At 68.1% G+C, this 17,070-nt stretch carries 20 protein-coding genes and 1 tRNA gene; 10 read left to right on the top strand and 11 right to left on the bottom strand.

Annotated elements, in window-relative coordinates; translation table 11 throughout:
- Window positions 1-6 precede the first annotated feature (6 nt).
- Window positions 7-273, top strand: coding sequence for a DUF7536 family protein (locus tag EPL03_RS00660; protein WP_168216153.1), 267 nt, complete (start codon window positions 7-9; stop codon window positions 271-273).
- A gap of 1 nt (window position 274) precedes the next feature.
- On the opposite strand, the gene EPL03_RS00655 is transcribed toward EPL03_RS00660, so the two are convergent.
- Both EPL03_RS00655 and EPL03_RS00650 read right to left on the bottom strand, forming a co-directional pair.
- Window positions 275-1,117 carry a hypothetical protein gene (locus tag EPL03_RS00655; protein ID WP_135827409.1) on the bottom strand — a complete coding sequence of 281 codons (843 nt, stop codon included), beginning with the start codon at window positions 1,115-1,117 and terminating at the stop codon, window positions 275-277.
- Complete coding sequence (locus EPL03_RS00650) at window positions 1,114-2,367, bottom strand: potassium channel family protein (protein ID WP_135827408.1); 1,254 nt, start codon at window positions 2,365-2,367, stop codon at window positions 1,114-1,116. Before EPL03_RS00650 ends, EPL03_RS00655 begins: the two co-directional genes overlap by 4 nt.
- A gap of 358 nt (window positions 2,368-2,725) precedes the next feature.
- On the opposite strand from EPL03_RS00650, the gene ilvA reads away from it, so the two are divergent.
- The 6 genes from ilvA to EPL03_RS00620 all read left to right on the top strand — a co-directional run bounded on the left by ilvA (window position 2,726) and on the right by EPL03_RS00620 (window position 8,017).
- Window positions 2,726-3,937, top strand: coding sequence for a threonine ammonia-lyase (gene ilvA / locus EPL03_RS00645; RefSeq protein WP_135827407.1), 1,212 nt, complete (start codon window positions 2,726-2,728; stop codon window positions 3,935-3,937).
- Between the two features lie 58 nt (window positions 3,938-3,995).
- Window positions 3,996-4,376, top strand: coding sequence for a Rid family detoxifying hydrolase (locus EPL03_RS00640; protein WP_135827406.1), 381 nt, complete (start codon window positions 3,996-3,998; stop codon window positions 4,374-4,376).
- 3 nt (window positions 4,377-4,379) lie between these two features.
- Window positions 4,380-4,571 (top strand): hypothetical protein, encoded by a 192-nt coding sequence (locus EPL03_RS00635; RefSeq protein ID WP_135827405.1) that lies wholly within the window; start codon window positions 4,380-4,382, stop codon window positions 4,569-4,571.
- Between the two features lie 42 nt (window positions 4,572-4,613).
- A tRNA-Ser gene (locus tag EPL03_RS00630) sits at window positions 4,614-4,695 on the top strand.
- Between the two features lie 498 nt (window positions 4,696-5,193).
- Window positions 5,194-6,846, top strand: coding sequence for a thermosome subunit beta (gene thsB, locus EPL03_RS00625; protein ID WP_135827404.1), 1,653 nt, complete (start codon window positions 5,194-5,196; stop codon window positions 6,844-6,846).
- Window positions 6,847-7,021: 175 nt separating this feature from the next.
- Entirely contained in the window at window positions 7,022-8,017 is a 996-nt protein-coding gene (locus EPL03_RS00620; protein ID WP_135827403.1) for an ornithine cyclodeaminase family protein, read from the top strand.
- A 1-nt stretch (window position 8,018) separates the two neighbouring features.
- Here EPL03_RS00620 and EPL03_RS00615 read toward each other — a convergent pair whose 3' ends face one another.
- A complete protein-coding gene (locus EPL03_RS00615; protein ID WP_135827402.1) occupies window positions 8,019-9,290 on the bottom strand; it encodes a carboxylate--amine ligase in 1,272 nt (423 codons plus the stop codon).
- A 238-nt stretch (window positions 9,291-9,528) separates the two neighbouring features.
- Between EPL03_RS00615 and EPL03_RS19690 the strand changes: the two genes are divergently transcribed.
- Both EPL03_RS19690 and EPL03_RS00610 read left to right on the top strand, forming a co-directional pair.
- Window positions 9,529-9,687 (top strand): hypothetical protein, encoded by a 159-nt coding sequence (locus tag EPL03_RS19690; RefSeq protein WP_168216152.1) that lies wholly within the window; start codon window positions 9,529-9,531, stop codon window positions 9,685-9,687.
- A 26-nt stretch (window positions 9,688-9,713) separates the two neighbouring features.
- On the top strand, window positions 9,714-10,178 hold the full coding sequence (locus EPL03_RS00610; RefSeq protein WP_135827401.1) for a hypothetical protein: 465 nt from the start codon (window positions 9,714-9,716) through the stop codon (window positions 10,176-10,178).
- A gap of 9 nt (window positions 10,179-10,187) precedes the next feature.
- Here the strand turns inward: EPL03_RS00610 and EPL03_RS00605 are convergent, their stop codons facing one another.
- From EPL03_RS00605 to hsp14, 3 genes are read right to left on the bottom strand one after another with little or no spacing between them, the layout of a single operon-like run.
- Entirely contained in the window at window positions 10,188-10,646 is a 459-nt protein-coding gene (locus EPL03_RS00605; protein ID WP_135827400.1) for a hypothetical protein, read from the bottom strand.
- A gap of 56 nt (window positions 10,647-10,702) precedes the next feature.
- Window positions 10,703-11,155 carry a peroxiredoxin gene (locus tag EPL03_RS00600; RefSeq protein WP_135827399.1) on the bottom strand — a complete coding sequence of 151 codons (453 nt, stop codon included), beginning with the start codon at window positions 11,153-11,155 and terminating at the stop codon, window positions 10,703-10,705.
- A gap of 38 nt (window positions 11,156-11,193) precedes the next feature.
- On the bottom strand, window positions 11,194-11,634 hold the full coding sequence (gene hsp14 / locus EPL03_RS00595; RefSeq protein WP_135827398.1) for an archaeal heat shock protein Hsp14: 441 nt from the start codon (window positions 11,632-11,634) through the stop codon (window positions 11,194-11,196).
- Window positions 11,635-11,792: 158 nt separating this feature from the next.
- Between hsp14 and EPL03_RS00590 the strand changes: the two genes are divergently transcribed.
- Window positions 11,793-12,284 carry a hypothetical protein gene (locus EPL03_RS00590; RefSeq protein WP_135827397.1) on the top strand — a complete coding sequence of 164 codons (492 nt, stop codon included), beginning with the start codon at window positions 11,793-11,795 and terminating at the stop codon, window positions 12,282-12,284.
- Window positions 12,285-12,303: 19 nt separating this feature from the next.
- On the opposite strand, the gene pheA is transcribed toward EPL03_RS00590, so the two are convergent.
- The 5 genes from pheA to EPL03_RS00565 form a co-directional block, all read right to left on the bottom strand.
- A complete protein-coding gene (gene pheA, locus EPL03_RS00585) occupies window positions 12,304-13,113 on the bottom strand; it encodes a prephenate dehydratase (protein WP_135827396.1) in 810 nt (269 codons plus the stop codon).
- 78 nt (window positions 13,114-13,191) lie between these two features.
- On the bottom strand, window positions 13,192-13,920 hold the full coding sequence (locus tag EPL03_RS00580) for a LolA family protein (RefSeq protein WP_135827395.1): 729 nt from the start codon (window positions 13,918-13,920) through the stop codon (window positions 13,192-13,194).
- Window positions 13,921-14,054: 134 nt separating this feature from the next.
- The gene (locus EPL03_RS00575; protein WP_135827394.1) at window positions 14,055-14,777 is read right to left on the bottom strand and encodes a LolA family protein; all 723 of its coding nucleotides are present in this window, start codon (window positions 14,775-14,777) and stop codon (window positions 14,055-14,057) included.
- Between the two features lie 83 nt (window positions 14,778-14,860).
- Complete coding sequence (gene lpdA / locus EPL03_RS00570; RefSeq protein WP_135827393.1) at window positions 14,861-16,285, bottom strand: dihydrolipoyl dehydrogenase; 1,425 nt, start codon at window positions 16,283-16,285, stop codon at window positions 14,861-14,863.
- 106 nt (window positions 16,286-16,391) lie between these two features.
- Window positions 16,392-17,048, bottom strand: coding sequence for a lactate utilization protein (locus EPL03_RS00565; RefSeq protein WP_135827392.1), 657 nt, complete (start codon window positions 17,046-17,048; stop codon window positions 16,392-16,394).
- Between the last annotated feature and the right edge of the window lie 22 nt (window positions 17,049-17,070).

The following is a 17,070-nucleotide window of genomic DNA, read 5'->3' as shown; positions in this document are numbered from 1 at the left end:
CCGGCCGTGTCCGAACGCGTCCCCGAGCGCCCGCGAGCCAACTTCGTGGCGGCGCTGCACGTCCGCCGGAACGCCGTCCGGGGGTTCGGCGTCGCGCTGCTCGTGACCGCCGGCGTGCTGGCGCTGTTCGTCTTCCTGCCGGGGACCCGCCGCGCGACGCCGTACTACCTGGCGCTGGGGTTCGTGCTCGCGACGTCGCTGGGCGCGCTGGCGACCACGCTGCTGACGCTGCTGTCGGCCTACCGACTGGCGAAGGAGACCGACCCCGACTGAGTCACGGCTCCGCGACCGCGAACCCGTACCCGAGCTCGTCGTTCAGTTTCCGGAGTCCCGCCACTGCCTCGGCCATCGCCGCGGCGTCGGGGAACTCGATTCGGGTCGGCGGGTCGACCGATGCAGGTCGGACGACGCGCGCGACGAGCCGGCGGGGCCACGAGTCGACCGGCCGCCAGCGGGCGACGAGTTCGGCCCGCTCCGGTCGGGGCTCGACCCGCCGGAGCCCGGACAGGTCGAACGCGGTCCACTGACTGTCGCCGGTTTTGCGACGGCGGAGCGCGTCCCACGCCAGTTCGTACCGGAAGTCCCCGGACCGCCACGACGCGAGGCCGTCGACCGGAACCACGGCGGACCCGGCCACCGGGGCGAGTTCGTCGGCGACGGCCGCCAGCGCCCCGTCGCGGGCCGTCGCGTTCAGCTCCCGGATGTGCGCGTGATGGGGGACCGAGCGGTACAGCCACGACTCGGGCGTCACGACGGCGAACTCGTGGAGGGCGTCGAGCCGGGCGACCCACGCGTCGGTGTCGCCGGGTTCGACCGCGAGCGCCGACAGGAGGACGTCGGCGTCCTCCGGGAGACGCGCGCGATACTCCGGTCGAGCGCCCGACAGAACTCGCCCGCCCTCGCCGACGCGCGCCAGCCGCTCGGTGAGGTCCCCCAGGGGAGCCACCCCGGAGTCGACGCACAGGTGGACGGCGGTTCCGTAGGGGACGAGCGCCTCGACGACCCGGTTCTCGACCGTGATTCGGCCGGTCTCGTCCCAGTCGTTCGCGCCGGCCGGCTGTCGGGTGACGACGCGGTGGGTCGACTCGGTCGGGTCGAGCGCGCCGTGCTCGCTCATCGCGCCGAGTAGTCCGCCCCGGTCAGTTCGGCGAGCCGTTCCGCGCCCGACCGGGTCCCCTTGGCGAGGACCACGTCGCCCGCGCGGAGTTCGGTCTCCGGGCCGGGCTGGATGACCCACTCGTCCTCGCGGTCGCTCGGCTCGTCGGCGTCCGGCCCGCCGGACGCCGCGACCGACCGCCGGACCGCGATGACTCTCATCCCGGTCTCGGTCTTGACCTCCCGGTCGCCCAGCGTCACGCCCTCGAACTCGCTGGCGGGCGCGACCGTCAGCCTGACGATGACCTCGTCGCTCTCGGAGACCGCCTCGGCGACGACCGGGTGGGTGCCGAGCCCCCGGAGCACGCCCTCGCTGATCTCGACCGCGGCGTCGCTGATGACCTCCGTGGCGTTCGCGAGGTGGACCAGCCCCCGGAGCGAGACGGGGTCGTCGACCCGCGCGGCCGCCCGGAGGGTCCACGCCTCGAACCGCGACTGGAGGGCGTCGACCTCGGCCTCGAGTTCGACCACCTCCCCGGCGACCGCCTGGCTGTCGAACAGGACGCTCCCGTACGCGAGGTCCACCGCGAGTTCGCTGATGTTTTTCATCAGCACGATGGAGTCGACCGCGCGTTCGAGGTCCTCGTCGCCCGGTTCGGGCGGGTCGGGCCGGTCGTAGGCCTCGCCGGTCGCGCGCTCGTACACGGCCGCGACCCCCTCGTCGGGCCCGCGCAGGAGGAGCGTGTCCCCGGCGCGGAGCTGGGAGTTCCGGTCGGGGTTCGTGAGCCAGTCGTCGCCGCGGTGGACCGCGATGACCCGGACGCCGGTCTCGGTCTCGAGGTTTTCGCCCCCCAGCGTGCGGCCCGCGAGGTCGGCGTCGGGTGCGACCTCGACGCGGACGAGCGTCTCGACGGCCTCGGGGAGCGCGGCCCGCATCGCCTCGGGCAGGCCGATGTCCTCGAGCACGACCTTGGCGACGTCGCCCGCCGCGTCGCTTATCTTCTCGGCCGCGCCCACGACGCCCAGCACGGCGGCCAGTTGCTCGGCGTCTTCCGGGCTTCGAGCCGCCATCAGGAGGCTCATCCGGGCGCGCATCTGGAGCAGGTCCATCCGCGCTTCGAGCGCCAGCACTTCCCGGGCCACGTCGTCGTTACCGCCCAGCACCGCCGAAAACGAGAGGTCGATGAGGAGTTCCGCGGTGTCTTTCATCTCCGAGAGCACCGCCTTGACGCTGACGGGCTCGTACTCTACGTCGCCGCCGGACGGGTCCATGCGTCCCCGTTGTACGCCTCCGGATAAAAGCGTTCGTCGCCGTCGCCCAGCGCGTCCCCGCGAGCGGCCGGGTCCCGCGGGAACGGCCACCAGATTTAGGTAGGCCATATTCGTGTGCCGCGCGTCAGACGCGAACCCGACCCCGGTGCCGTACGCCACTTTCACTTTCAGTCCGTCGAGCGAGGGTTTAAGTTACTGGCGGCACTTGTCCCAACTGCGCGTCACACGCTTCGCGCCCACTTCCCCTTTCCCCTGTTGCACGCTCGACAGCGATGGCACCGTCGCGCGACCGGGCCGCGTTCCACGAGCCGTTCGGGTATGATAAAGGACTAAACAGACGCCGGAACTACTCGCCGACATGCTGGAGCTTTCGGACGTGGTCGACGCCCGGGGCCGGGTCGAGGAGACCGCCCGGCGGACGCCCCTGGACTACAGCCACACGTTCTCGGACATGACCGGAGCCGAGGTCCACCTGAAGCTGGAGACGTTCCAGCGGACGGGGTCGTTCAAGATTCGGGGCGCGACCAACCGCATCGCGACCCTGACCGACGACGAGAAGGCCGCGGGGGTCGTCACCGCGAGCGCGGGCAACCACGCCCAGGGCGTCGCGCTGGCCGCGACCAGGACCGGCGTGGACTCGACCATCGTGATGCCGAAACACGCCCCCATCTCGAAGGTCGACGCGACCCGCGATTACGGTGCGAGCGTCGAACTGTTCGGCGACGACTACGACGAGGCCGCCGAGAAGGCCCACGAGATAGAGCGCGAGGAGGGCCGCACCTACGTCCACGCGTTCGACGACGAGATGGTGATGGCCGGACAGGGCACCATCGGTCTCGAAGTCGTGGAAGACCTCCCGGAGGTCGACACCGTCGTCGTCCCCATCGGCGGCGGCGGCCTGATAGCGGGCATCGCGACCGCGGTCACGGCCGAGCAACCCGACGCGCGAGTCGTCGGGGTGCAGGCGGAGGGCGCGTCCAGCGCGGCCCAGTCGCTGGCGAAGGGCGCGGTCCACACGTTGGACTCGGTCGACACTATCGCGGACGGCATCGCCACCCGGAGCGTCGGCGAGCAGACGTTCGCGGTCATCGAACAGCGGGTCGACGAGGTGGTGACGGTGTCGGACTCGGAGATCGCGGTGGCGGTCACCCACCTGCTCGAACGCGCGAAGACGCTGGTCGAGGGCGCGGGCGCGGTGTCGCTGGCGGCGCTGCTGTCGGGTGCCATCGAGTACGACGAGGGCGAGGTCGTTGTGCCCGTCCTCTCGGGGGGCAACATCGACATGAACACCCTCACGACGGTCGTGATGCGCGGGCTGGTCGAGACCGGCCGCTACGTCAAGATTCGGACCGTCCTCAAGGACCGACCGGGCGCGCTCGACGACCTGCTCGACGTCCTCACCGCCGAGCAGGCCAACATCTACGGCATCCAGCACGACCGCACCTCGCGGGACATCGCGATGAACGCGGCGGAGGTCGAACTCGACCTCGAAACGCGAGGCCCCGCCCACGTCGAGCGCCTGCTCGCCGCCCTGCGCGAGGAGGGGTTCGACGTGGAGCTGCTGGCGTAGGTCGGCGAGCGGACGCCGGCTTGCCCAAGTTTAAGTGACAGGGCGCGGAGAACCCGGTATGAAGCGCATCATCAGCACGCAGGACGCTCCGGAGGCGGTCGGTGCGTACAGTCAGGCCACGACGAACGGCGACCTTGTGTTCACGGCGGGCCAGATTCCCATGACCCCGGACGGCGACCTGCTCGCCGACGAGGACATCGCGGTCCAGACCCGCCAGAGCCTCGAAAACGTCAAGGCCATCCTCGAAGACGAGGGGCTGACGATGCAGAACGCGCTGAAGGTGACGGTGTTCCTCGACGACATCGACGACTTCGAGAAGATGAACGAGGCGTACAAGGAGTACTTCCAGGACAACCCGCCGGCCCGGAGCGCGGTCGAGGTGGCGAACCTCCCGAAGGGCGTCGGCGTCGAGATAGAGGCCATCGCGACCAACGAGTAGGCGATGCGCCCGCGCGCGAAGGCCAGCCTGCTGTGGGGTGCGGTGGGCGTCCTCGCCTTCCTGGTCCTCCTGCAGGGGTACGAACTCTGGACCGGCTATCGCTACGCGCTCGCGGTCAAGTCCGGCGTCGCGGCCGGCGTCGGCGCGGCCGCGACGGCGGCGGCGTACGTCGCGGAGCCACGGCTGTTCGGGTAGAAAGAAAGGGTTTAAGCGCGGGACGGCACTACGGCTCGGTGGGCCGGGATGGCCGAATGGCAAAGCGCACGCCTGGAAAGCGTGTCCCCGTTAGGGGTTCTGGGTTCAAATCCCAGTCCCGGCGTATTCTCCTGCGAACCACACTGCGAGCGCCCCGTGCGCTCGCATCACCGTGAGCAGGAAATCGGTATCATGTGGGATTCGAACTCCTGCCAGTCGCACGCCCGGACGCGCAGCGAAGCGAGCATCCCGGACCGTCTGGCTCCGGGTTCAAATTCCGAAAGACGCGTCGCGTCTTTCGGCGTTCGCAGACCGAAGGTCTGCTCACTCCCAGTCCCGGCGCTTGTTCGACTTCCAATCCGCGAGCGACGCGCAGCGGTGCGACCCAGCCACGTTGTGACTCCGGATACGCGACTCCGTAGCGAACCGGACACGCGACCTTATAAATTGGGGAGAACCCGCCGAGCCGTCGCCGATAGCGTGCCAACAGATAACACACGAGACGCAAGATATCGGCGCTGAGGCGCTCGTTTCGTGTGACACATCCTCTCACTGGCAACCCGTCCGCTCGCCCGTAACCCATACATTTATATAGAAGCACAATCATATCTTCGTCTGTACTATGAGTCAGCGAGGACAGCGAATGCAAGGCCAGCCGATGATCGTAATGAGCGACGAGAGCCAGCGCGTCAAGGACAAGGACGCCCAGGAGCACAACATCACCGCCGCCCGCGCGGTCGCGGACGCGGTGCGCTCGACGCTCGGACCCAAAGGGATGGACAAGATGCTCGTCGACTCGATGGGCGACGTCACCATCACGAACGACGGCGTCACCATCCTCAAGGAGATGGACATCGACAACCCGACGGCCGAGATGATTATCGAGGTCGCCGAGACCCAGGAGGACGAAGCGGGTGACGGCACCACGACGGCCGTCGCGGTGACGGGCGAGCTCCTCAAGAACGCCGAGGACCTGCTCGAACAGGACATCCATCCGACCGCGATCATCAAGGGCTTCCACCTCGCCAGCGAGAAGGCCCGCGAGGAGATCGACAACGTCGCCGAGGACGTCGACGCCAGCGACGAGGACCTCCTCCGGAAGGTCGCCGAGACCTCGATGACCGGCAAGGGTGCGGAACTCAACAAGGAGGCGCTCTCCCAGATCATCGTCGACGCCGTCCGGCAGGTCACCGTCGAGGGCACGGTCGACCTCGAGTACCTCAAGACCGAGACCCAGACGGGTCGCTCGGCGGGCGAGTCCGAGCTCCTCCGCGGCGCGGTCGTCAGCAAGGACCCCGTCCACGACAACATGCCGTCGAGCGTCGAGGACGCCGACGTCCTCCTGCTCAACGAGGCCATCGAGATCGAGGAGACCGACGTCGACACCTCGGTCAACATCGAGAACCCCGACCAGCTCCAGAGCTTCCTCGACCAGGAGGAAGAGCAGCTCCGCGAGAAGGTCGACAAGATCGCCGACATCGGCGCTGACGTCGTCTTCTGTCAGAAGGGCATCGACGACATGGCCCAGCACTACCTCGCCAAGGAGGGCATCCTCGCGGTCCGCCGCGTGAAGAAGTCCGACGTCGGCTTCCTGAAGGAGGTCCTCGGCGCGAGCGTCGTCTCTGACCTCGACAGCGCGACCAGCGCGGACCTCGGCCACGGCGACGTCACCCGCGACGACGAGGACGAACTGTTCTACGTCGAGGGCGAGAACAGCCACGGCGTCACGCTGCTGCTGCGGGGCTCGACCGACCACGTGGTCGACGAGCTCGAACGCGGCGTCGAGGACGCCCTCGACGTGGTGGCCCAGACCGTCTCGGACGGCCGCGTCGTCTCCGGCGGCGGTGCCATCGAGGTCGAGGTCGCCCGCCGGCTGCGCGACTACGCCGACTCCGTCTCCGGCCGCGAGCAGCTCGCGGTCGAGGCGTTCGCCGACTCGCTCGAACTCGTCCCGCGCGTCCTCGCCGAGAACGCGGGCCTGGACTCCATCGACACGCTCGTCGACCTCCGCGCGGCCCACGAGGACGGCGACGAGCGCGCCGGCCTGAACGTCGAGAGCGGCGACGTCGTCGACACCCTCGACGCGGGCGTCGTCGAGCCGGCCCACGCCAAAGAGCAGGCCGCTTCCAGTGCGACCGAGGCTGCGAACCTCGTGCTCAAGATCGACGACATCATCTCCGCCGGTGACCTCTCGACCGACAAGGGCGACGACGAGGGCGGTCCCGGCGGTGCCGGCGGCATGGGCGGCATGGGCGGCATGGGCGGCGCGATGTAAGCTCGGCCCGACCTGCCTGACCCGACCGAGTCGTTCGAGCGTCCCGTCGAACTGCAAGCCGCTTCCGACGCGCTTTCTTTCGAGTTTCTGCTTGCGTTGCCCGCTTCGACCGAAAGTTGCGCCAGCCGCCGGCGTTTTGAATACTTTATAGTGCGCCCGCCAGAATCAGTCGCACATGGACACGCTGTTGCTCAATCGGGACGCGGTCGACGAGAACACCCAGATGGGAGACGTCATCCGGGCGGTCGAGGAAGCGTTCGCCGCGTACGCCCGCGGCGACGCCCAGATGCCCGCCAAGTCGTACATCGACCTGCCCCAGTACAACGGCGACTTCCGGTCGATGCCCGCGTACATGGAAGCCGACGACTGGGACGCCGCCGGCATCAAGTGGGTCAACGTCCACCCGGACAACCCCGAGAACTTCGACCTGCCGACAGTGATGGGGACGATGGTGTACTCGGACCCCGAGACGGCGGTGCCGCTGGCCATCATGGACGGCACCGAGTTGACGATGAAACGAACCGGCGCGGCCGCCGCCGTCGCCACCGACCACCTCGCAATCGAGGACGCCACCTCGCTGGGCGTCGTCGGCGCGGGCGTCCAGTCGTACACCCAACTGGAAGCTATCGCCGAGGTCCGGCCCATCTCGGAGGTCGTCGTCAGCGACCTCGACGAGGAGCGAGTCGCCGCCTTCATCGACTACTTCGAGCGCGAGTTCGACGTGCGCGCGGGGTCCATCGAGGAGGCCGCCCGGTGTGACGTCCTCTCGACGGTCACGCCGGTCGAGGAGCCAATCGTCTCCCGGGAGGCGGTCGGCGAACACACTCACGTCAACGCCATGGGCGCGGACGCCGAGGGCAAGCACGAACTCGCCGACGACCTCCTGCTCGACTCGAAGCTGGTCATCGACGACCACGCCCAGACCACCCACTCGGGCGAGATCAACGTGCCCTACCGCGAGGGCGTGCTGACCGACGACGACGTCTACGGCGAACTCGGCGACATCGTGGTCGGCGACGTCGAGGGGCGGACCGACGACGACGGCGTGACGGTGTTCGACAGCACCGGACTCGCGATTCAGGACGTGGCGGCCGCCCACGTGGTCTACGAGCACGCCGACGAGAACGACAACGGCTACCCCTTCGACCTCGTCGGCACCGAGACGCAGTGAGCTACCGTCCCGAGAGCAGGTTCCAGAGCGCGGTCGTCGGCCAGACAGGTCGCGTCGAGGGCCGGGACGCGCTCCCGTCGCCGGCCACGTCGTCGAGCGTCCGTTCGAGGTCGCCGACGAACGGCCCGGGGTCGTCGGCCGCGAGGTAGTCGAACCGCGGGTGGCGGAGCAGGGAGCCCAGAATCGCGGTCGCGGTCCGGGCGAACGAGGGGCGGTCGACCAAGGGGTACTCCTCGAACAGGACGCTGTAGAGGTGGACCAGTTCGCCCCGGAGCAGGTGGCCCGCGACGCCGACGTCGTAGTCGGGGGGCTCGTCGGGCAGTCGACCGGTCGCGTGCGACCAGTAGAGGTACGGGAAGTCGACGCCCGCCTGCACCGTGAACGGGAGCGACGACCAGAACCGAGGGTTGACCTCCATGAGCCGGAACTGGCCGTCGTCGTCCCGCAGGAACTCGACCATGGCGACCCCGTGCCAGTCCAGCGCGTCGAGCAGCGCCCGGCCCGCGTCCTCGAGTTCGGGGATGGCGACCGACTCGCGGTACGCGCTCGGGCCGCCGCAGTACTTGTACCCCCGGCGCTGGCGGTGCTGGAAGGTGGCGACCGGCTCGCCATGGTCGTACAGCGCGAAGAAGCCGTACTCGTCGGAGCCGGACACGTACTCCTGGACGATGGGGACGTGGCCCATCTCCGCGACGAGCGACTCCCGGTCGGGCGTCTCCGAGGGGTCGACGTACGTCGTCGTGGCGTGCGGGAACTCGCTGGCCACCGCCTCGCCGACGTACGCCGGTGCCGGAAGCGTGTACCGGGGCTTGACGACGACCTCCTCGTCCCAGTCGTCCCACTCGTCGAACGTCGCGGTGTCGGGCGCGGGAACGCCCGCCGCCCGGGCCGTCTCGAACAGTTCGACGCGGTCTTGCGCGCCCCGGAGCGTCTCCATCGACGGCCACGGCGTCCCGACGTGCGCCTCGAACGCCCCCCGGCGTTTCGCCAGCGCGTAGACGTCGGCTTCCCGGAACGGAACCACGGTCCGGACGTCCTCGCGCTCGGCGAGCGACAGGAGCGCCTCGGCGTACGCCGAGAGGTCCTCGGTCGGGTCCGGGACCGAGACGGTCTCGTCGGCGTACCGCGACCGGAACCCCGGCGGGTCGTCGAACTCGGACACCACGACGGTCCGGACCCCCGCCCGTCCCAGCGACCGAAGGCACGCCACGCTGCTCGCCACCCCGATGGCGGGCACGACGACGGTACCCTCGCGTCGTTCGCTTGCCACCATTGCCAACACGTAGCTTACATTACGTCTTTGTTATGACCGTCCTGTCAGGGTGGTTCCGGCGGAGTAACCCGCGCAGGGACCGCCTGTAGTCCCTAGTCGAGAGCGTACACGGCGATTATCGAGGACGGAACTACGGTCCGCGGTCGAATCGGATTTGTTGAAGCAGAGGGAGTATCTTATCAAGCCCTTCGGTGTACGTGGATTCATGGTGCGTCTTATTCAAGACCGCTATAAGTCGATGCTACTGGGCGTCGAGACGAGCCTGCTAGCGACGTTCGGGTTCGTGTGGTTCGAGTCCGCGTTCGCCGAACTGTGGATGACGGTCATGGTCGTCGGCCTCCTGCTGACGTTCGCCGGTGCCATCCAGCCAGCGCCCGGCGACTCACCGAAAGCCTGAGGGGCCGTCCGCGAGTGCGCCAGCTCGTGGGCGAGTTCGCAGCGGACGTGCGCGACCGACTCCGCGAGGCCCTCGCCGAGCGCCGGCCCGACCTCGACTGGGAGACCGAGCATCGCGTGAGTCGAACGCCGGTCGACGTGGCCGGCGTCGGCGACGACCGCTTCGTCGCGGTCGAAATCGAGTGGCGGCGGGCCGACCCCGCGAACAACACCGCGAAGCTGTTCTACTACGCCGACGAGGGGCGACTCGACCACGACGAAGTGGTGGTCTGCCAACTGTTCTCGGGCTACTACGACCTCGCCTCGGGCGGCGTGTCCTCCAAGCGCGAGGTCGCGGAGTTCGTGGGCGAGACCGCCGCCGAGTCGGTCGACCGGGTCGCCTTCCACCCCCGCCGGCTCCCCGTCGACCCGCCAAAGCGGGGCGGCGAGCGACCCGAGGGGTGGCGAGAGCGCGTCGCCCGGGCGGCCGACGAACTCGCGGCGCTGCTGTGAGTCACCGCGTCACTCCCGGAGCAGTCGGGGGTCGGACCCGAGGAAGAACCGACTGCCGAGCCCGTACACCAGTCCGTACGGGACCGCCAGCGCCAGCGCGTACCCCGCGCCGTAGCCCGCCACCGGGAGCCCGGCAGCGACGCCCAGCAGTCCGAGCAGGCGAGCGAGGCCGAACGGGAACGCGAAGCCGGAGACGAGCAGCGTGACGACGGCCTCGATGCGACGCGCGTGGGCCTCCCGGTCCGGGGACCGCGACCCGACCCATCGATAGCCGGCGAGAAACGAGCCGACGAGCAGCGCCGCGAACGCCGGGGCGAGGTCGACCGACGCGGCGGCCCGCGTCGACCGGAGGTACCACGCCGCGACCGCCACGCCGAGCAGGAAGCAGTACGAACCGGTCACCGCCCACTGGAGGCCGCCGACGAGTCGGTGAGCCAACGGCGGGTCCGCGCGCCGGGCGTCGACCATGCCGGACGTTCGGCGCGTCGGCGAAAAACGCTATCGGCGGCCGTCGGGCGATTCCGTCAATCGAGCGACGCCAGCCCCTCGTCGAGCAGGTCGGCCAGCACCTCGCGGGCGTGGCCGTCCGGGTCGACGCCCTCGTACACCGCCCGCACCTCGCCGTCCGCCAGCACGAAGGTCGTCCTCGCGGCCGCGCCCCGCGAGGTGTCCACCCCGAAGGCGTCGGCGACGTCCGCGTCGGGGTCGGCCAGCAGGTCGAAGTCGAGGTCGTACTTGTCGGCGAAGTCGGCGTGGCTCTCGACGTCGTCGGTCGAGACGCCGTACACCGTCACGTCGGCGTCGCGGTAGCTCTCTATCTCCCCGTCGAACTGCTCGGCCTCGACGGTACAGCCGGGCGTGTCGTCGCGCGGGTAGAAGTAGACCACGGTCGGCTCCGCGAACTCGGGCGTCACGACCTCGCCACGCTGGTTCTCGGCCTCGACTCTCGGTGCGGAATCGCCGGTCTGGAGCGTCATGGTCACCGGTTGCGGACCGAGCGGGAAGGCGTTTGCGCTTAGCTGACGTCGATGCGGGTCGACCTCTCGCCTTCCTCGTGCTGTTTCGGCAGCGTGACGGTCAGCACGCCGTTCTGGAACTGTGCCGACGCGCGCTCGGCCTCGACGGCCTCCGGGAGCGTCACCGACCGACTCACCGACTGGTGGCGGCGCTCCTTCCGGATGTAGTGGCCGTCCTCGTCGCTCTCCTCCGATTCCGCTCGGTGGTCGGCCTCGACGTGGAGTTCGTCGTCCCGGAGCGTCAGGTCGATGTCCTCCCGCTGGAACCCCGGCAGGTCCGCCGTGACGACGAGTTCGCCCTCGCGGTCGGCCACGTCGACGGCCGCGCCGCCGCCCGTCAACGTCCCGAGTTCCGAGCCGCCCATCGACTCCTCGAACTGGCGGCTCATTCGGTTCATCAGCTCCTCTATCTCCTCGAACGGATTGCGTCGTCCTGTCATTGGAACCCCCACGGGCGTCGGATGCCCGCATGCTGTTCGACCCACTCGTGCTTAAGAATTACCGGCGACCGTTCGTCACGGGACTCCGACTGGCGGGACGGGAACGAACCCCCACAGGTCCCAAGGCATATACTCGACCGGCAGACATCCGCAATCGTATGCCGGATTTGAGCCGCCGCGAAGCCCTCCGACTCTGTGGCGTGACCTTGAGCGGTGCCGTCGCCGGCTGTTCGACGGGCAGCAGGGAGTCGTCCGACCCGACGCTGGGCGAACTCGACGTAAGCAACCACGACTTTCGCTCCTACGCCGTCTCGGTCCTCTTCCTCGACGACGACGAACCAGTGTACCATGGGGAGCGGACGGCAACGCCCGCCGAGCCCGAAACGGCCGATTCGTCGGAGGTCGCACGTCTCGGCGGCGCGACGTTCGAGGACGCTCCGACCGACGTCGGCGACTACGTCCTGTACGCGTGGCGAGACGACCAGCCCGTCTCGGAGTGGCGGAAATTCGACTTCCGCGAACACGACAGTTCCTGCATCGGCCTCATGGTCCAGATCGGCGACACGACCTCCCGGACCGGCGAGGTGTCCATCTGGTACACCAACAATCCCGAGCGGTGTCCGGCGAAAGCCACGACGGCGTCCGAGTGAGTCGGTCCTGAACTGCCGGCTACACCACGTGTTCGGTGTCGTACGACCCGAGCCGCCGGACCCAGCCGTTCTCGGCGAGGTCCTCGACCTCGGCGATGGCCGCCTGCGTGCGCTCCTCGTACAGGCCGGCCGCGAAGTCGACGTGGAACACGTAGTCGCCAAGCCGCTCGCCGCTGGGCCGGGACTCGACCCGCGTGAGGTTGATGTCGCGGTCGGCGAACGGTTCGAGCAGTTCGAGCAGGAGACCCGGATAGTTGGCGTCGGGGTAGACGACCAGCGAGGACTTCCCGCCGGCGTCCGAGCGCGACTCGGGCGGCGCGAGGACGAAAAACCGCGTGGCGTTGGAGGTCCGGTCCTGGATGTCCTCGGCGACGACCGACAGCGCCGGGTCCCCGTCGGCGTTCGCGGGGTGGCCGATGCCCGCGACGTCGGCGTTCTCGCGGGCGTACTCGACGCCGCGAGCAGTGCTGGCGACCGCTTCGAGGTCGGCCCCCGGATAGTTGGATTCGAGGTAGCTCCGACACTGGGCCAGGGCCTGGGAGTGGCTGGCGACCGCCGAGAAGTTCTCGGTCTGGGCGAGCAAGGCGTGCCGAATCGGCGTGACTATCTCCCGGACGGCGGCGACCTCGCGGTCGGTCAGCGCGTCGAGCGTCTCGGTGACGCTGCCCTCGATGCTGTTCTCGATGGGGACCACGCCGCGCTCGTACTCCCCGTCGGCGACCGCCTCCACGATGGCCGTGACCGACTCGCGGAACTCCACGTCGTCCGCGACCGAACTGGCCGCCCGGTGGGAGTACGTTCCTTCGGGGCCGAGCGTGACTGCCTTCATGTGGTAGGTGTTTCGGTGTCGGGGTCAAAAGGCCGTCGGGTGCGGCGGAACCTCGGAGCGGGCGCGCGTCCAAGGGCGCTACTCCACCCGTTCGGCGTCCTTCGGCGGGTCGAATCGGAACGTGCTGTCTTCGATGTCGACGTCGAACTCGATTTCCTCGAAGGCGTGTTTCTGAAAGTACGTCTCGTTGTGCACGTCTTCTTCGGTAGTCTGTACTATACCCTCGTTTCGGAGTTGAAAATTCGCCTCGTGTTTGAGCGGGAACCAGTACTCAGCGTCGACCCACATGGTGATGAAGTCGAACGACTGGGTAAACGAATCGGCTTCCTCCGTCGGTCGAAACGTCAGGACGTGGGTCCCGCGACCCGCCACGGTGTCGCGCCCGTCGTACGTCACGTCGAAGTCGATTTGTGGAGTCGAACCGACGAGTGTGGGGTCGGTCGTGTACCCGGACTGTTCTTCCGGTAGTTCGTACTCGTATCGATGGTATTGATTCGCCTCGGCGTCGTACGTTATCAGTCCGCTTTCGTTCTTTACCATCGTCCCCTCGCCGCTCTCCGAATGGCTCGTTTGAGCGGACGTGAAGAGTTCGATTTCGAAGTCGAACTCGCGTACTGTCTCCGCCGACAATACTTCCGAACGAACCTCGTTCGGAAGGCGCTCCCAAATTTCGAGTCGCGTCTCCTTGCGTCCCCCGCCGTACTCCTCGACTTTGTGCTGTACGCCGTGGAGTTCGTCCGGCAGATTGTCGGTCGCGACTAATCGCTCGACCATCTCTCCGACCGAAGGGGCGTCGTTCGGGGACACGAATAAGTGTTGAATATGCAATCAAATAACGCTGTGGGAACGGGGTCGAATCGGCGTTCGAACCTGTGAAACGCGCGTTCTCGCGCGTTCCGACAACCCCGAAGGTGAGACGAACGCGCCGCGGAATTTCCGAGCTAGTCGACGCGTTCGGCGTCGTCCGGCACCCGAAATTTGGCGTCTTCGATACCGGCGTCGAACGTGATTTCCTCGAACGTCGTCGTCTGGCAGTACGTCTCGTCCCCTAGACTCTCGTCGGCATCGACTTGCAACAGTCCACCCTCCTGAACGTCGTACGTCGTTTCGTGTGCGAGCGGGAACCAGTACTCAGCGTCGACCCACAGGGTAACGTACTCGAACCCTCGATGGACCCACTCGGTGTCGTCCGTGGGCCGGAACGTAAGCACGTGCGTCTCGCGCCCCGCGACGGTGTCCGTCCCGTCGTACGCCACGTCGAAGTTCTCCTCGGGCGCGGACCCGACGAACGGCGGGTCGGTGACGTGTCCGCCCGCGTCCGTCGGCGGTTCGAACTCGTGCTTGCGGTACTGGTTCGTCTCGCTATCGTATTCGGCCAGCCCGGTTTCGTTCTGTATCATCACGTCCGCGCCCATGGACTCGATTCCCAGCGTGAACGCGCTCTCGACCTCGAAATCGGGCTCGCGCACCGTCTCGGCGGACAGAACGACTTGACGGAACGCTACCGGCGGTCGCTCCCAGATTTCGAATCGCGTCTCCTCGCGACCGCCGGCGTACTCCTGCGTTCGCGTTCGGATACAGTGGAGTTCGTCGGGCAGGTTGTCCGTCGCGACTAATCGCTCGACCATCTCCGCGACCGGAGGCGTCTGGCTGTTCGGGGACACGAATGATAATAGAACCTACAGTAATATAAGGTCACGCGAAAAGCTGAGACGGGATCGAGGTCAGCGGGTGAGCGGAATCGAGATTACCGATTCAGCGTGTGAATCGCGTGCCCGAGCGCGTTCTCGGCGGCCTCCATCACGGCCTCGCTCAGCGTCGGATGGGTGTGGATGGTCGAGGCCACGTCCTCCAGCGTCGCGCCCATCTCGATGGCGAATCCGAGTTCCGCGACGAGTTCGGACGCCTCCGGGCCGACGATCTGGGCACCGAGGACGAACCCGCTGGGCTCGTCGGCGACGATGCGGACGAATCCCTCGGCGTGGCCCGTCGTCAAGGCCCGGCCCGAGGCGTTGAACGGGAACTGGCCGACGACCGGCTCGAAGCCGTCGTCCTCGGCCTCGGCTTCGGTCAGTCCGACCGTGCCGATTTCGGGGTCGGTGAACACGGCGGCGGGGACGGCCTGCTGGTCGAGCGCCGAGGGCTCGCCCGCGATGACCTCCGCGGCGACCTGCCCCTCCGCGCTGGCCTTGTGCGCGAGCATGGGTTCGCCCGCCACGTCGCCGATGGCGAAGATGTCGTCTTTCTCCGTGCGAGCGCGGTCGTCGGTCTCGATGAAGCCGTCCTCGTTGGGTTCGATGCCGACGTTCTCCAGCCCGAGCGTGTCGGTGACGGGTTCGCGGCCCACCGCCACGAGTACCTTCTCCGCGCCGAACTCCGAGACGTCGCCGTCCTCGTCCTCGGTCGTGACGGTGATGCCGTCGCCGGCCTCCTCCCACCCGCTGGCGGCCTGGCCGAAGTGGAAGTCGATGCCGAGTTCGTCGGCGCGTTTCTTCACCGGGCGCGCGAGGTCGTCCTCGTAGGTCGGCAGGACGGAGTCGAGCATCTCCACCACGGTCACGTCGGTCCCGAGCTTGGCGAACACGCCCGCCAGCTCCATCCCGATGTAGCCCGCGCCCACGATGACCAGGCTCTCGGGCACCTCGTCCATGGCGAGCGCCTGCCGGGAGTCCAGCACGGGGTCGTCGCCGAAGTCGAAGCCCGGCACCTCGATGGGCCGGCTTCCAGTCGAAACGATGGCGTGTTCGAACTCGACGGTCTCGGAACCCTGCCCCTCGCCGCCGTGGACGACGCGCGCCTTGCCCTCGTCGGCGAACTCCGCGCGGCCCTCCATGAGCGAGACGCCGTTGGCCTTGGCGAGTTTCTCGACGCCGCCCGTGAGCTGGTCGACCACGCCGTCCTTCCACTCGACCAGCTCGGGCATCTCGACCTCGGGGTCGGCGTAGATGCCCATCTCCTCGGCGTTGCCCGCCTCGTGGGCGAGGTCCGACGCCGTTATCATCGCCTTCGAGGGGATGCAGCCGTAGTTGAGGCAGGTCCCGCCGTAGGCGTCTTTCTCCACGAGCGTCACGTCGAGGTCGAGTTGGCCCGCGCGGATGGCGGCGACGTAACCGCCCGGTCCCGCGCCGATTACCAGCACGTCCGTTCCAGTCGAGATGTCTCCGACGACCATGTGTTCGGAACGTCGGCGGACAGAGTGAAAAATCAGGTGGATTTTGCGGCGAGACGGTCGCGGTACCGACTACCGAGACGCGGTGACGGTCGGGAGCCCGGCCCGATCAGTAGCCGAACTCGCCCCGAATCAGGACGACGGTCGTGCGGCCCTCGGTGTTCTCGTAGCGGTAGATGAGCTGCTTGGCGACGACGCTGCCCGCGCCGTAGACCTCCTGTGCCCGGGCGTCTTCGAGGGGGTAGGCCACGTTCTCCACGCGGTCGAGCGCGGCGTCGAGGTCGTCGACTATCTTGTTCGTCCCGGTGACGAGCAAGAGGTTCTCGGCCGCGAAGGGGTACGCGCCGATTCGGCTCCCCGAGGCGTCGGCCGCGACGAGTTCGCCCGACTCGGCGACGGCGTTGACGCCGCCGAGGAAGTAGTCGGCGGTCTGGGCCTCGCGGCGGGCGGTGGCGCGCTCGGCGTCGTCGTCGATGCCGAATATCTCGGCGTGGAGGTTCTCCCAGTCGTGGTCGCCCTCCGAGAGGTAGTCGTCGAACCCGATCTCCTCCAGGGTCGTGGAGTGGCCGTTCATCACGGACGCACCGTCGGGAATCCGGGACTGGAGTTGCGCGAGCGCGTCCTCGGCGTCGTCGACGACCACGACCTCGAACCCTCGGTCTTCGAGGTTGGCGACCGTCTCGTCGAGCTGTTCGTCGGTCGGCTGGTCGTCGAGCGATTCGTCGTACGATACCTCGTCGGCGAAGGCTGCTTTGTCGTTCACCATGAGTATCACGAGCGGTGGGCTG

Origin of the sequence: Halorussus halobius, assembly GCF_004765805.1 — an archaeon.
Classification (GTDB): Archaea; Halobacteriota; Halobacteria; order Halobacteriales; family Haladaptataceae; genus Halorussus; species Halorussus halobius.
This window is presented reverse-complemented; position numbering and strand designations above follow the sequence as displayed.

Bases quoted from the DNA above. Each gene is read 5' to 3' on its own strand.
- EPL03_RS00655 (WP_135827409.1), bottom strand. From the start codon at position 1,117: ATGAGCGAGCACGGCGCGCTCGACCCGACCGAGTCGACCCACCGCGTC.
- EPL03_RS00650 (WP_135827408.1), bottom strand. From the start codon at position 2,367: ATGGACCCGTCCGGCGGCGACGTAGAGTACGAGCCCGTCAGCGTCAAG.
- ilvA (WP_135827407.1), top strand. From the start codon at position 2,726: ATGCTGGAGCTTTCGGACGTGGTCGACGCCCGGGGCCGGGTCGAGGAG.
- EPL03_RS00640 (WP_135827406.1), top strand. From the start codon at position 3,996: ATGAAGCGCATCATCAGCACGCAGGACGCTCCGGAGGCGGTCGGTGCG.
- EPL03_RS00635 (WP_135827405.1), top strand. From the start codon at position 4,380: ATGCGCCCGCGCGCGAAGGCCAGCCTGCTGTGGGGTGCGGTGGGCGTC.
- thsB (WP_135827404.1), top strand. From the start codon at position 5,194: ATGAGTCAGCGAGGACAGCGAATGCAAGGCCAGCCGATGATCGTAATG.
- EPL03_RS00620 (WP_135827403.1), top strand. From the start codon at position 7,022: ATGGACACGCTGTTGCTCAATCGGGACGCGGTCGACGAGAACACCCAG.
- EPL03_RS00615 (WP_135827402.1), bottom strand. From the start codon at position 9,290: ATGGTGGCAAGCGAACGACGCGAGGGTACCGTCGTCGTGCCCGCCATC.
- EPL03_RS19690 (WP_168216152.1), top strand. From the start codon at position 9,529: ATGCTACTGGGCGTCGAGACGAGCCTGCTAGCGACGTTCGGGTTCGTG.
- EPL03_RS00605 (WP_135827400.1), bottom strand. From the start codon at position 10,646: ATGGTCGACGCCCGGCGCGCGGACCCGCCGTTGGCTCACCGACTCGTC.
- EPL03_RS00600 (WP_135827399.1), bottom strand. From the start codon at position 11,155: ATGACGCTCCAGACCGGCGATTCCGCACCGAGAGTCGAGGCCGAGAAC.
- hsp14 (WP_135827398.1), bottom strand. From the start codon at position 11,634: ATGACAGGACGACGCAATCCGTTCGAGGAGATAGAGGAGCTGATGAAC.
- EPL03_RS00590 (WP_135827397.1), top strand. From the start codon at position 11,793: ATGCCGGATTTGAGCCGCCGCGAAGCCCTCCGACTCTGTGGCGTGACC.
- pheA (WP_135827396.1), bottom strand. From the start codon at position 13,113: ATGAAGGCAGTCACGCTCGGCCCCGAAGGAACGTACTCCCACCGGGCG.
- lpdA (WP_135827393.1), bottom strand. From the start codon at position 16,285: ATGGTCGTCGGAGACATCTCGACTGGAACGGACGTGCTGGTAATCGGC.
- EPL03_RS00565 (WP_135827392.1), bottom strand. From the start codon at position 17,048: ATGGTGAACGACAAAGCAGCCTTCGCCGACGAGGTATCGTACGACGAA.